Source organism: Sphingosinicella humi (genome assembly GCF_003129465.1).
Lineage (GTDB): Bacteria > Pseudomonadota > Alphaproteobacteria > Sphingomonadales > Sphingomonadaceae > Allosphingosinicella > Allosphingosinicella humi.
In genome coordinates this window covers 463,575-476,412 of record NZ_QFFF01000001.1, presented here as the reverse complement: position 1 = coordinate 476,412, position 12,838 = coordinate 463,575, and the positions used below count along the sequence as shown (strand labels likewise).

Genomic DNA, 12,838 nt, shown 5'->3' with positions numbered 1-12,838 from the left:
GACCACAAGCCCCGCTCTGGATTTCCCAGGCCGCAGCCGCCAGATAGGTCCCATGCGCCGCCTCATCCTTCTCGCCCTCGCGGGCCTCGCCGGTTGCGGCGAACCCGTCCAGGACAATCATTTCGCCGAGAGCATCGAGCTGGAGCGGTCGGAGCCGGCGCCGGTGACGGTGGGTTCGGTGCCGGTGCGGATCGGCGAGCTGGGCGCCAGCTTCAACGCCTGCAACGCCGCGGGCACCACCCGCAATCTCGCCGAGGGCGGCCGCCTGCCGGTGCGGGCGGCGCCGTTCGACGCGGCCGAGGAGACGGGGGCGATCGCGGCGGGGACTCGCTTCTTCGTCTGCACGCGCTCGCACGATCAGGACTGGATGGGCGTCGTCTTCCACGAGGGCGGGACGCTCGATCCCTCCTGCGGCGTCGCCGGGCCGGTGACGGTGCGCCAGCCCTATGAAGGGCCGTGCGGATCCGGCTGGGTATCGAGCGCCTTCGTCAAGCTGGTCGCCAATTAACGTTACGCGTTCGGCGAGGCGAGCCAAATCAACGACAAGTCAAATGGTTCCATCGGGTTGTCGCAGGATTCGGCTCGATTCGACGATTAGAGTATTTCTACTAATTGATCTCTCCGATCAGTCCGGCCAAATTGCCCTCAGCACTTGACTGAAAGAGCGGGGACCGCCGGTAAGACCTACGGGCACGCGGCCATGCAAGTCGGGGGGCGGATCCGGATGCGTCCTGCATCCAGGGGGTCGGCCGAACCGCACATATTTGAGAATTGATGATCAACATGCTTCGTGCCGGCGGCGCTGCCGCGGCCGCGTTCGCCTTCGTCGCGACCGCCACCTTCGCCGGACCTTCAATGGCGACCGATGTCGATGCCGCGCCGGCCGTCAATCCGGTTGCTGACCATGCCAACGCGACCATCGACGCCGGCCGTCTGGCCGAGGCCAGCGCCAACAGCGCCGAAGCCGTCGCTGCGGCGGCCGAGATGGTGCAGGTCGCCAAGGCCGCCCTGCCGCGGCCGCGCGGGCTGGAAGAGCTGGTCGTGGCCTATGCCGGCGCCGAGCCCGCCGATGAGGAGGAAGAATGCCTCGCCGGCGCCGTCTATTTCGAGGCGCGGGGCGAATCCCTGCTCGGCCAGCTGGCGGTCGCCGAGGTCGTGCTGAACCGCGCCGCTTCCGGCAAATATCCGACGACCTTGTGCGAGGTCATCACCCAGCCCTGGCAATTCTCGTTCGTCAACGCCACCGGCAGCATCCCCGCCGCGGACCGCAGCTCCGAGGCATGGAGCAAGGCGGTGGCGATCGCCAGGATCGCGACGGAGAAGGTGGCCGGGAAGCTCGACGACGACGTCCTTTGGTATCACGCCGACTATGTCGCGCCGTCCTGGGGCAAGCGCCTGGAGCGCGCCGACAAGATCGGCACCCACATCTTCTACAGCTAGACGGACGACCGGCGCGGGTCGGAGTCCTCGCGAAAGCTCCTGAAGGTGATCGAGTAGCGCAGGCGGTCCATGGCCGGGATGCTGTGCTCCCATTCGGAGCGGGCAGGGCCCCTCAGCAGATAGGCGGAGCGGGGCCGGGCGACGAGCGTCGCGCGTTCCCAACCGGCTGCGCGCTTCCGCCTGAAGCGCAGCCTGGCCTCGGCGAGCAGCGACACGCCGATCACATCGTCGAACACGGGGCGGTCGCGATGCCAGCCGATGCCGGCGCCGGGCGCATATTCGATGACCAGAACATGTGGAAGCGCTGGCGGCGCGAGCCCGGCGAAGCGGGCGGCACGGTCGCGCAGCGGAAGCAGGAAGGGCGGGATCGGCTCCGTTTCCTGAAGGCCGCTGCCATCGAAGGCGTAATGCCAGCCGAACGAGACGGTGCGGCGATTGCCCTGGAAGCCGTGAAATTCGAACGGTTTGAACGGCAGTTCCGAGATATGGGCGGCCAAGAGTCTTTCCTCTTCAACCGAGACGAAATCGTCCCGATAGGCAAGCCCCTCCGGCCGGGCTGGTTCTGTTTCGAACAATCCGAACTGATGCGCCGTCATGAGGCGCTCAACGAACCGGTTGAACCGCCGGCTCCACATTAAACCCGGTGGTTTACAGTTGACGCCTGTGCCGCTAGCGTTCGGCCATGGTCCGGCAAAGCTCCGCCTCGCTCGACGCCCTCTTTCACGCTCTCGCCGATCCGACGCGCCGGGTGATGCTGCGCAGCCTCGCGCTGGGCGAGCGCAATATCGGCGAACTGGCCGCGCCCTTCAGCATGTCCTTCGCCGCCGCTTCCAAGCATGTGCGGGTGCTGGAGCGGGCGGGGCTGATCAGCCGCCGCAAGGAAGGGCGATCCTATATATGCCGGCTGGAGCCCGAACCGCTCAGGCTTGCGGATCAGTGGATCCGCTTTTACGAAGGCTTTTGGGACGGGCGTTTCGCCACGAGCGAATGACGCTGGGAGGAACGGCCCGATCCGTGGGGCGATACAGTGACTGGCGCAACGCCGTAGTTTTGGCGTGCGGCGTTAACCAAACCATAACTTTGCCGTTGCAGCGTGTATGTGCAGTGGTTCCTTGGGGGTTGAGTCATGGAGTCCGATCAAAGCTATTACTCACGCCGTGCCGCGCAGGAAGCTATGGCGGCAGTGCGGGCGATAACACCCACCGCCCAGGCGTGGCACCGACATCTCGCCGAAGAGTTCAGCCGTCGCGCGCGTGAGTCGGAACGAATGACCGTCACGGCCTAACCGCCGCCTAGGAACCGCAGCGCCCCGCCGCGAATCACTTCCTTCCTCCTTCCAAGTCTTACCAAGGCTCGACTCCGAGCCAGCGGAGCCGTTCGCGACGCTGGTGCGTTTTTACGTTCGTGACCGAACCCGCTGCGCTCTCCTGGCTCTGGCACCGTTCCGGGCGACTTGCCCTGCTGACGGCGCTGTCTCTCGTCGCCGAGTCGTCGGCCCAGGCGGAGTCGGAAAAGGCCTATTCGGAGGCGCGCGCCCGGCTGGTCGAATCCATTCGAGGCTATGCCCGATCGATGGGCGAAAAGGCAGACCCGCAGGTGCTGGCGGCGATGCGGACGGTGCCCCGGCACCGGTTCGTGCCCGACGCTCAGCGGAGCGACGCCTATCGCGACCGTCCGCTGCCGATCGGCGAAGGACAGACCATCTCCCAGCCGACGATCGTCGCCATGATGACGCATCTCCTGAAGCCGGACCCGGGCGACGTGATGCTCGAGGTGGGCACCGGGTCGGGATACCAGGCGGCGGTGCTGTCGCGACTGGTGGATCATGTCTATTCGATCGAGATCGTTGAGGCGCTGGCGCGAACTTCGGCGAAACGGCTGGCCGCGCTCGGGTATGACAATGTCACGGTACGGCATGGCGACGGCTATGCGGGCTGGCCGCAGCATGGGCCTTTCGACGGGATTATCGTCACCGCCGGCGCCAAGCATGTGCCGCCGCCGCTGGTCGAGCAGCTCAAGCCCGGCGGGCGGATGGTGATCCCGGTGGGCCGGTCGCTCGGCACGCAGGAGCTGAGACTGATCGTCAAGGACGGCAAGGGACGGGTGACGTCGCGGACGATCACCCCGGTGCGGTTCGTGCCGCTGACGCGCAATCCGGACTAAACGGCTGAACGGCAGATTAATAGCGCGTTTTCAGGCGGTTCATTGGCCGAGTAGAGACTCCTGCCTTAGGAATCGGATGGTCCGAAGAGCGGGTCGGCAGGAAAGGAGTGCGACCCCATGACGACTTGGATCAGCAAAGGCCTGCTCGGCGCGATGGCGGTGGTGACGGTCGCGGCGACGGCGGCGCCTGCAGAGGCGCGGCGCTGGCGGCACCGGGACGATGACGACATAGGCTGGGCCATCGGCGCGGGAATCCTGGGCCTCGGCATCGGTGCCGCGATCGCCTCCTCGTCGCGCGGCCGCCATTACGACCGCTACTATGATGGCTATTATGGCGGCGGCTATGGCGGCGGATACTATGGCGGCGGTTACGGCGGCGGATATTATGACGACCCCTATTATTACGACCGCCCCCGTTATCGGGACCGGCGCTACTATCGGGGCTATCGCCACGGCTACTATCGCCCGCGCTGCTATACGCGGCGTGTGTGGGATCCCTATTGGGGCCGCCGGGTTAGGGTGCGCTACTGCGACTGAGGCTGGCTAGCGGGTGAGCTTTTCGCCCGCCGCGGCCTTGTCGGTGAGCAGCCTGGAGAGGGTGAAGTCCTTTCCGAGCCGGTCTTGCTGGCGCTCAAGACCTGCGACGATCTCCTTCAGGCCCACCGTGTCCGCCCAGAACATCGGCCCGCCGCGATAGACGGGCCAGCCGTAGCCGTAGACCCAGACGACATCGATGTCCGAGGCGCGCTGAGCCATGCCTTCCTCGAGGATCTTCGCGCCCTCGTTGACCATCGTGTAGATGGTGCGCTCCATGATCTCCTGGTCGGTGATGTCGCGCTTCTCGACGCCAACCTTCTGGCGGAACTCCTCGATCACTTCGGCCACCACCGGTGACGGCGAAGGGCGGCGCTTGTCGTCATAGTCGTAGAAGCCGGCGCCCTTCTTCTGGCCCCAGCGCTCCATCGCGCAGAGCTTGTCGCGGATATTCTCGATGCGGGTCGGGTCGCGGTGCCAGCCGATGTCGACGCCGGCGAGGTCGGCCATCTGGAACGGCCCCATCGGCATGCCGAACTCCACATGAACCTTGTCGACCTGCTCCGGCGTCGCACCTTCGAGGAGGAGCTGCATCGCCTGCATCTGGCGCGGGATCAGCATCCGATTGCCGATGAAGCCGTAGCAGACGCCCGCGACGACCGCGACCTTGCGGATCTTCTTGGCGAGCTGCATCGCGGTGACGAGCACGTCCGGCGCCGTCCTGGCGCCGCGCACGATCTCCAGCAGCTTCATGATGTTGGCCGGCGAGAAGAAGTGGAGGCCGAGCACATCCTCAGGCCGCGAAGTGACGGCGGCGATCTCGTCGATGTTGAGGTAGGAGGTGTTGGAGGCCAGGATCGCGCCGGGCTTGGCGATCTTGTCGAGGCGGGTGAAGACGTCTTTCTTGACGTCCATATTCTCGAACACGGCCTCGATGATGAGGTCGCAATCGGCGAGCGCGTCGAAATCGAGCGTCGGGTTCAGGAGGCCCATCGCGCCTTCGACCTGATCGGCGGTCATCTTCCCCTTGGAAGCGGTCGCCTCGTAGTTCCTGCGCATGATGCCGGTGCCGCGATCGAGCGCGGCCTGCTCCATCTCCACGATGGTGACGGGGATGCCGGCCGAAAGGAAGTTCATCGAAATGCCGCCGCCCATCGTGCCGGCGCCGATCACGCCGACGCGCCTGATGTCGCGGGGTTTCGTGTCCTCGGGCAGGCCCTCGATCTTGGAGGCCTTGCGCTCGGCGAAGAAGAAATATTGCTGCGCGCGGGCCTGGGTGCCGGTCATCAGCTCCATGAACAGGCGGCGCTCCTCGAGCACGCCCTCGGCATAGGGTTTGGCGACGGCAGCCTGGACGGCCTTGATCGTGGCCTCGGGGGCGTCGAAGCCGCGGAACTTCTTCGCGTTGGCTTTGCGGAATTCGTCGAACAGGGCGGGGTTCGCGCGCGCCTCGGCGAGCTTGTCGTCGCGCTCGCTGCTCTTGGGAATGGGACGGACGTCGCGCACTTCCTCGGCGAAGGCGACGGCGTGCTGCTCCAGGTCGCCCTCGATCAGGCGATCGACCAGGCCGAGACCGTGGGCCTCTTTGGCGCCGATCGGATTGCCCGTCGCGACCATCTCCAGCGCCTTCGGCACACCGACGAGGCGCGGCAGCCGCTGCGTGCCGCCGGCGCCGGGGATGATGCCGAGCTTGACCTCGGGCGTGCCGAGCTTCGCCGAGGGCACGGCGACGCGGTAGTGGCAGGCGAGGGCCACCTCCAGCCCGCCGCCGAGCGCGGTGCCGTGGATGGCGGCGACGACCGGCTTGGCGCAGGCCTCGATCCGGTCGACAACCTGCGGCAGCATCGGCGGCTCGAACGCTTTCGGCGTGCCGAATTCGGAGACATCCGCGCCGGCGAAGAAGGTGTTGCCTTCGCAGACGATCACCACCGCCTTCACCGTCTCGTCGGCGTCCGCCTCATCGATCGCCTTCACCAGCCCCTCGCGCACGGCATGGCCGAGGGCGTTCACCGGCGGGTTGTTCGACGTGACGATCAGGATGTCGCCATGGCGCTGGGTGGTGATCGGGCTCATCTGGGTCTCCGGGTTGGCGGTTCGGGCCGGGATAGGCGTTAGTTTACGTGAACGTCAACTGGCGGGACATTCCTCGGCACACTCATTCAAAGCGCCTGCGCCTCTTTCTCCCCTCCCTGGAAGGGAGGGGTCGGGGGTGGGTGCCGCCGAGGCACTCGGCGGCTTTGGACAGGATCGCTTCGGCGACGCCTTCAGGGTTTTCATTCACATCGCTGTTCCAGAAGCGAATGACGGTCCAACCCTCGCTTTGCAGGCGGACGGTGCGGCCTTCGTCGGCCTTGGAATCCATATGCTGGCTGCCATCGATCTCGACGACCAACCGGGCCTCGCGACAGGCGAGGTCGGCAACAAAGGGTGGTATCGAAAGCTGGCGAGTGAATTTTGGGCGATAACGCGAGAGCAGGCGCCAGAGGATGCGCTCTTGCGGCGTCGCGTTGTTGCGAAGATCGCGGGCACGGTCAGTCAGACGCTTCGGGATGCGACGCTTCATTTCGGCAGTGTATCAGAGCGGCGCTTCGCGCCTACCCACCCCCGACCCCTCCCTTCCAGGGAGGGGAGGTCCTATGCCGACGTCACGCCCCAATCCTGTTTGTTGTACGGATGCGACACGCTCAGCCCCCCATCCACTACCAGCGCATGGCCGTTGACGTAGCTGCTTTCGCTCGAGGCGAGGAAGAGGGCGGCTTGGGCGATTTCCTCGGGTTCGCCGCCGCGTTTCAGGGGGTTTAGGTGGCCGAGGCGGTCTTCATGGCCCTTGGCGCGGGCATGGTCGTAGAAGGGCCGGGTCATGCCGGTCTCGGTGAGGCCGGGGCAGATCGCATTCACGCGGACGTTCGAGCCGGCGAGCTGGGTGGCGGCGAGCTGGACGAGGTTGATGAGACCGGCCTTGGAGGCGGAGTAAGCCGGGCCGCCGGCGCCGGCGCGGAGGCCCGCGACGGAGGCCGTGCAGATGATCGAACCGCCGCCGCGATCCTTCATCAGCGGCGCGGCGTGCTTGATGGCGAGGAAAGGACCGATGAGGTTGACGCGCAGGATCTCCTGCCAGTCCTCGGGCGTCTGTTCGAAGATCGAGGCGAGGCCGCCGGAGATGCCGGCATTGGCGTGGAATATGTCGAGGCCGCCGAAGCGGGCGGCGGCGCTGCGGACGAGGTGGGCGACGTCCTCCTCCTTGCCGGCGTCGCAGCGCATGGGGACGGCAGCGGGGCCGATGCGGGCGGCGGTTTCTTCTACCGCTTCGGCAATGTCGGAGAGGATGAGATAGGCGCCTTGCCTGGCGAACAGCTCGGCGGTGGCGCGGCCGATGCCGGAGCCGGCACCTGTGATGATGGCGATTTTGTTCGCGAGCCTCATGCGCGCCTCCTCTCGTCATTCCGGCGGGGGCCGGAACCTAAGAACACCGGCTCGGCTAGGACGGGAACGGTCGTGTTCTTGGGTCCCGGCTTTCGCCGGGATGACGAGGAGGTCATAGGCCGACTCCGATGGTGCTGCCGCCGTCGACCACGATCGTCTGGCCGGTCATGAAGGTGGAGGCGGGGGAGGCTAGGAAGACGGCGGCGCCGGCGATCTCGTGGGGTTCGCCGATGCGGCGCATGGGGGTGAGGCGCGTTACGGCCTTCAAGGTGTCGGGATTTTCCCAGAGGGCGCGGGCGAAATCGGTGCGGACGAGGCCGGGGGCGATGCAGTTGACGCGCACGCCTGCGGGGCCGAACTCGGCGGCGAGGTTGCGGGCGAGCTGGAAGTCGGCGGCCTTGGAGATGTTGTAGGCGCCGATCGTGGTCGAGCTGGTAAGGCCGCCGATCGAGGAGATGATGATGATCGAGCCGTCCTTGCGCTCCAGCATCTCCGGGGCGACCATCGATATCAGCCAGTGATTGGCGATGATGTTGTTGTCGAGGATCTTGCGGAACTGATCGTCGCCGATGCCGGCCATCGGGCCGTAATAGGGGTTGGAGGCGGCGTTGCAGACGAGGATGTCGATGCGGCCGAAGCGGCGGCGGGTCTCGTCGACGAGGTTCTGGAGGTCCTCCTTCGAGGAGATGTTGGCGGGGACGGCGAGGGCGGTGTCATCGCCGTGCGCGGCGTTGATGGCGGCGGCGGTCTCGGCGCAGACGTCGGCCTTGCGGCTGGAGATCACGACCTTCGCGCCCTGATCGGCCATGGCCTCGGCGATGGCGCGGCCGATGCCCCGGGAGGAGCCGGTGATGACGGCGGTTTTGCCGGTGAGGTCGAAGAGGCTCATGCAATCTACTCCTTCGTCATCCGGGCGAAAGCTGGGATCAAGCACACCGCCTGCGGGAATATGGCCAGTTTCGGTGTTCTTGGGTTCCGGCTTTCGCCGGAATGACGGCGGGGCTCATCCCTCCGGCGCATGTCTGGCGAACTCCATGAGGGCGATCGAGCGGTTGTGGACTTCGTCGGGGCCGTCGGCGAGACGGAGCGTGCGGATGCCGGCCCAGCTGGCGGCGAGGTTGAAGTCCTGGGAGACGCCGGCGCCGCCATGGGCCTGGACGGCGTCGTCGATGATGCGAAGCGCCATGTTCGGGGCCTGGACCTTGATCATCGCGATTTCTTGGCGAGCCGCCTTGTTGCCGGCCTTGTCCATCATGTCCGCGGCCTTGAGACAGAGGAGGCGGGACATTTCGATGTCGATGCGGGCCTGAGCGACGCGCTGCTCCCAGACGCTGTGCTCGGAAAGGCGCTTGCCGAAGGCGGTGCGGGACTGGAGGCGCTTCACCATGGCCTCGAGCGCTTCCTCGGCCGCGCCGATGGTGCGCATGCAGTGATGGATGCGGCCGGGGCCCAGGCGCCCTTGCGCGATCTCGAAGCCGCGGCCTTCGCCCAGGAGCATGTTGGCGGCCGGGACACGGACATTGTCGAGCGCTATCTCCATGTGGCCGTGAGGCGCATCGTCATAGCCGTAGACGGTCAGCGCCCGCTCGACGGTGACGCCCGGCGCATCGAGGGGCATCAGGACCATCGACTGCTGCTGGTGCCTGCGCGCCTCCGGGTCGGTCTTGCCCATGACGATCGCGACCTTGCAGCGAGGGTCGCCGGCGCCGGACGACCACCATTTGCGGCCGTTGATGACATAATCGTCACCGTCCCGCCGGATCTCGCACTGGATGTTGGTCGCGTCGGAGGAGGCGACGGCGGGCTCGGTCATCAGGAAGGCGGAGCGGATCTCGCCGTTCATCAGCGGGCGGAGCCACCGCTCCTTCTGCTCGGCCGTGCCGTAGCGGTGGAGGACCTCCATATTGCCGGTGTCGGGGGCGGAGCAGTTGAACACCTCGGCCGACCAGAGGATGCGGCCCATCTCCTCCGCGCACAGGGCATATTCGAGATTGGTGAGCTGAGTGCCTTCGAACTCGAAGCTCTCATCGACATGGGCGAGGGCGTGACCGGGCGGCATGAAGAGGTTCCACAGGCCAGCCGCCTTCGCCTTCGGCTTCAACTCCTCGATGAGGGGCAAGGGCTGCCAGCGCTCGCCGCTTGCGAGCTGGCTCTTATAGTCGTCCATTCGCGGGCGAATCTCGGATTCGATGAAGGCGCGCACCCGGTCGCGGTAGAGGGCCTCGCGTTCCGTAAGGTCAAAGTCCACGCCGTCGCCTTCCTTACCATCGGTTGCTGTCCTTCCCTGTCAGATACGCCCGATTTTCGCCAGTCTCCTTCCCTTGGACGAGAGGCGTTGCTAGCAAACCGGCGGGAGACAGTATTTGATGCGCGCATTGCCTTTCGTCCTTGTTGCCGCCAGCCTGCTTTCGGCCTGCGTCAAGGGGAATCTCGCCGATCATGTCGGGCCGAAGGCCGATATCGTCAGGGCGCAGCTGAGCCGCTACGGGCTCGACCTGCGCCAGACGCAATGCGTGAGCTCGGCGCTGGCGGACCAGTTGACGCCGCTGCAGATGCGGCGGCTGGAACGGCAGGCGCGGTCGGTGACGCAGGGCTATTACGAGTCCGATCGGCTGACGTTGCGCGATCTCACCTATGTCGCCAGCACGCTGCAGGACCCGGTGGTGGAGCGCGAGCTGGTGCGGGCGACCGTCGCCTGCGACGCCATCCCCAAGGTCGTCATCGCGGCCCCGCCCGCGCCGGTCGAGCCGGAGCCGCGGCCGGCGGCCTGGCTCAATCTCGGCGCGGCGCTCTCCGGCCAGTCGATCGCGATCGACGCTTCGACGCTCGAACGCGAGGAGACGCTGCGGCAAGCCTGGTTCCGGATGACCGATCCGGGCAAGGCGCCGAGCGACGACATCTTCCTCCTGAAGGTCGACTGCGAAGGCAAGACGATCAACGCCACGGAGCGGCGCAAGCTGGCCGCGGAGGGGGACGTCGTCGAGAAGGTCGAATATCCCGACAATCCGCTGCCGGTGGAGGAAGGGACGGTGATGCAGATCGCCTATCTGGCGCTCTGCACCTAAGCCGCCGCGGGCGGGCCCCCGCACTGCCATGTTCGTCGCATGTTGAGCCGTGCCCGTCGCACGACGGCGCGGTCTTTACCATTTGTTAACCGTATCGGGCGCGAAAGGGTTCGCAGGGGGATCACGAAGCGCGCGAGGCGGGTTATGATCATCCTGTTCGAAGACCGAGACCGGGGGGCGAAGAAGGCCGGGAAAAGCCCCTCCAAACCGAGATCATTGTTGGGCCGCGCCAGCTGGCGCAAGGCACGGGCCGTCGCCGACGTCGCCGAGGGGCTGCTGACGCCGGAAGCCGCCTGCGAACGCTATGGCATCGACGCCGAAGAGCTGGCGACCTGGCAACGGGCGGTGCAGAGCTTTGGCCTTAAGCGGCGGCGAAAGCCGGATGCGACGGTTAGTGACGAACCAGATCGGTAAAAAGACTTGACAGCGTGACGCTGATGTGGCACTAAATAGACAAGCTGGAAAATTGCGATTCGGGCCGGTCCTCGCCGAGGGAGCGGCCCTTTTCTTTTGCGTCGAGCAAAGGCAGCAGAAAGCTGTGCTGCACCCGACGGCGCCAGCGGATGTCGATCTTAGACCATCCAAGTGGAGATCAGCATGAAGTGGTTCGGGCGGAAGGCCGGGGTTCAGCCCCGGCCTTTTTTGTTGCGGCTGTGGCAAGGGCCGACGGCGGCGGGGGAGTGGCCGCGCTCGTACGAGGCGCAGGTGCGGGAGGCCTATCTCGGCAATCCCGTGGCGCAGCGGGCGGTGCGGCTGGTGGCGGAGAGCGTCGCCTGGGCGCCCGTCTATGCGGATCAAAGTGGCGCTTTCATCCGGAAGGAAGGGAATGGGAGGGCTTCGACAGACCCAGACCGAACGGCTTCACTGATTTCCCCGCAGCTCCTGGAGACAATCGCCGGGCAGTTGCTACTGCATGGCAATGCGTTCGTGCAGTTGCTGCTGAACGCGGATGGGAAGCCGGCAGAGCTCTATCCGCTGCGGCCGGAGCGGGTGTCGGTCGAGGCGGATCCGGCGGGATGGCCGGTCGCCTATGTCTACAAGGCCGGCGAGGCGAAGAGCCGGATCGCGGCGCGGGACGGGCTGGGGCGGACTAGTGTCGTGCATCTCAAGGCCATGCATCCGCTCGACGACCATTATGGCCTTGGGTGCCTCGGCGCGGCCGCGGGCGCGGTGGCGATCCACAATGCGGCGACCAAATGGAACAAGGCGTTGCTCGACAATGCGGCGCGGCCTTCCGGGGCGCTGACGTTCGAGCCGGCGGATGGGGCGGCGTTGTCGAGCGAGCAATATGAGCGGCTGAAGGCCGAGTTGGAGACGGGCTTCCAGGGCGCGGTGAATGCGGGGCGTCCGATGCTGCTGGAGGGCGGGCTCAAATGGCAGGCGATGAGCCTGTCGCCGGCGGACATGGATTTCGTTGGCCTGAAGGCGGCGGCAGCGCGGGAGATCGCGCTGGCCTTCGGCGTGCCGCCGATGCTGCTCGGCCTGCCGGGCGATGCCACCTACGCCAATTATCGCGAGGCGAACCGGGCGCTTTGGCGCCTGACGGTGCTGCCGCTGGCGGAGAAGATATTGAGCGGGATCGGGGCAGCGCTGTCGGCCTGGTGGCCGGGAACGAAGCTGGCGATCGATGTCGACCAGGTGACGGCGCTTTCCGAGGACCGGGAGCGGCTGTGGGCGCAGGTGACGGCGGCGGATTTCCTGAGCGACGGGGAGAAGCGGGAGATGCTGGGCTTTTCTCCATCGCAGGCGCTGTCGCATCAGCCCAGGCCCTCACCCTCCCAAAGCTGACGCTTTGGACCCCTCCCTCTCCCGAAAATGAGAGAGGGGCTTTGGAAGGATCACGACATGACGGACGAACATCGCGCCATGCTGGCGCGGCTGATGGCGCTTGCCGAGGGTCAGGGGGCGGATCTCGTTACCCTTCGGGCGCTGATCGAGGAGGCGAGCGAGGCCGGGGCGGAACGGGCGTTGGGAACGCTCGGGCTGGAAGGGCAGGGCGCTCGGCGGGACGTCGACGAATTGAGGGAACTCTTGCAGGCATGGCGCGACGCCAAGGCTTCGGCCTGGAAGGCGGTGGTAGGATGGGCGGTGCGCTTCGGCCTTGCCGCCTTGTTGGTCGGGATGGCCGTGAAGCTGGGGCTGACGGATTTGATCAGCTCATGACCGCTCGTGCCGAGCGAAGTCGAGGCACGGCGGCATGGACTCATCACATA

The 12,838-nt window shown here is 66.4% G+C and carries 15 protein-coding genes; 9 read left to right on the top strand and 6 right to left on the bottom strand.

Features of this window, described 5'->3' with window-relative positions:
- The first annotated feature begins 52 nt into the window (after positions 1-52).
- Positions 53-508, top strand: a complete 456-nt coding sequence (locus DF286_RS02420) for a hypothetical protein (RefSeq protein WP_109269992.1) — start codon at positions 53-55, stop codon at positions 506-508.
- Between the two features lie 266 nt (positions 509-774).
- A complete protein-coding gene (locus tag DF286_RS02415; protein ID WP_109269991.1) occupies positions 775-1,440 on the top strand; it encodes a cell wall hydrolase in 666 nt (221 codons plus the stop codon).
- Here the strand turns inward: DF286_RS02415 and DF286_RS02410 are convergent.
- A complete protein-coding gene (locus tag DF286_RS02410) occupies positions 1,437-2,036 on the bottom strand; it encodes an alpha-ketoglutarate-dependent dioxygenase AlkB (protein WP_109271930.1) in 600 nt (199 codons plus the stop codon). The two genes, DF286_RS02415 and DF286_RS02410, sit on opposite strands and share 4 nt — an antisense overlap.
- 86 nt (positions 2,037-2,122) lie before the next feature.
- Between DF286_RS02410 and DF286_RS02405 the strand changes: the two genes are divergently transcribed.
- The 3 genes from DF286_RS02405 (at position 2,123) to DF286_RS02395 (ending at position 4,140) form a co-directional block, all read left to right on the top strand.
- The gene (locus DF286_RS02405; RefSeq protein ID WP_109269990.1) at positions 2,123-2,431 is read left to right on the top strand and encodes an ArsR/SmtB family transcription factor; all 309 of its coding nucleotides are present in this window, start codon (positions 2,123-2,125) and stop codon (positions 2,429-2,431) included.
- 413 nt (positions 2,432-2,844) lie between these two features.
- Complete coding sequence (locus DF286_RS02400; RefSeq protein WP_207789992.1) at positions 2,845-3,603, top strand: protein-L-isoaspartate(D-aspartate) O-methyltransferase; 759 nt, start codon at positions 2,845-2,847, stop codon at positions 3,601-3,603.
- Between the two features lie 117 nt (positions 3,604-3,720).
- Complete coding sequence (locus DF286_RS02395) at positions 3,721-4,140, top strand: hypothetical protein (protein WP_109269989.1); 420 nt, start codon at positions 3,721-3,723, stop codon at positions 4,138-4,140.
- Between the two features lie 6 nt (positions 4,141-4,146).
- On the opposite strand, the gene DF286_RS02390 is transcribed toward DF286_RS02395, so the two are convergent.
- From DF286_RS02390 to DF286_RS02370, 5 genes are all read right to left on the bottom strand, one after another.
- Complete coding sequence (locus DF286_RS02390) at positions 4,147-6,210, bottom strand: 3-hydroxyacyl-CoA dehydrogenase NAD-binding domain-containing protein (protein WP_109269988.1); 2,064 nt, start codon at positions 6,208-6,210, stop codon at positions 4,147-4,149.
- Between the two features lie 82 nt (positions 6,211-6,292).
- Positions 6,293-6,700 carry an endonuclease domain-containing protein gene (locus tag DF286_RS02385; protein ID WP_109269987.1) on the bottom strand — a complete coding sequence of 136 codons (408 nt, stop codon included), beginning with the start codon at positions 6,698-6,700 and terminating at the stop codon, positions 6,293-6,295.
- A gap of 71 nt (positions 6,701-6,771) precedes the next feature.
- Entirely contained in the window at positions 6,772-7,560 is a 789-nt protein-coding gene (locus DF286_RS02380) for an SDR family NAD(P)-dependent oxidoreductase (protein WP_109269986.1), read from the bottom strand.
- A gap of 112 nt (positions 7,561-7,672) precedes the next feature.
- On the bottom strand, positions 7,673-8,449 hold the full coding sequence (locus DF286_RS02375; RefSeq protein WP_109269985.1) for an SDR family NAD(P)-dependent oxidoreductase: 777 nt from the start codon (positions 8,447-8,449) through the stop codon (positions 7,673-7,675).
- A gap of 114 nt (positions 8,450-8,563) precedes the next feature.
- On the bottom strand, positions 8,564-9,808 hold the full coding sequence (locus DF286_RS02370; protein WP_109269984.1) for an acyl-CoA dehydrogenase family protein: 1,245 nt from the start codon (positions 9,806-9,808) through the stop codon (positions 8,564-8,566).
- A 118-nt stretch (positions 9,809-9,926) separates the two neighbouring features.
- Between DF286_RS02370 and DF286_RS02365 the strand changes: the two genes are divergently transcribed.
- The 4 genes from DF286_RS02365 to DF286_RS02350 all read left to right on the top strand — a co-directional run bounded on the left by DF286_RS02365 (position 9,927) and on the right by DF286_RS02350 (position 12,788).
- Positions 9,927-10,625 carry a hypothetical protein gene (locus DF286_RS02365; RefSeq protein WP_109269983.1) on the top strand — a complete coding sequence of 233 codons (699 nt, stop codon included), beginning with the start codon at positions 9,927-9,929 and terminating at the stop codon, positions 10,623-10,625.
- A gap of 144 nt (positions 10,626-10,769) precedes the next feature.
- On the top strand, positions 10,770-11,039 hold the full coding sequence (locus DF286_RS02360; RefSeq protein ID WP_109269982.1) for a DUF1153 domain-containing protein: 270 nt from the start codon (positions 10,770-10,772) through the stop codon (positions 11,037-11,039).
- 183 nt (positions 11,040-11,222) lie between these two features.
- Positions 11,223-12,413 (top strand): phage portal protein, encoded by a 1,191-nt coding sequence (locus DF286_RS02355; protein ID WP_109269981.1) that lies wholly within the window; start codon positions 11,223-11,225, stop codon positions 12,411-12,413.
- A gap of 57 nt (positions 12,414-12,470) precedes the next feature.
- On the top strand, positions 12,471-12,788 hold the full coding sequence (locus DF286_RS02350; protein WP_109269980.1) for a DUF6127 family protein: 318 nt from the start codon (positions 12,471-12,473) through the stop codon (positions 12,786-12,788).
- The last annotated feature ends 50 nt before the right edge of the window (positions 12,789-12,838 follow it).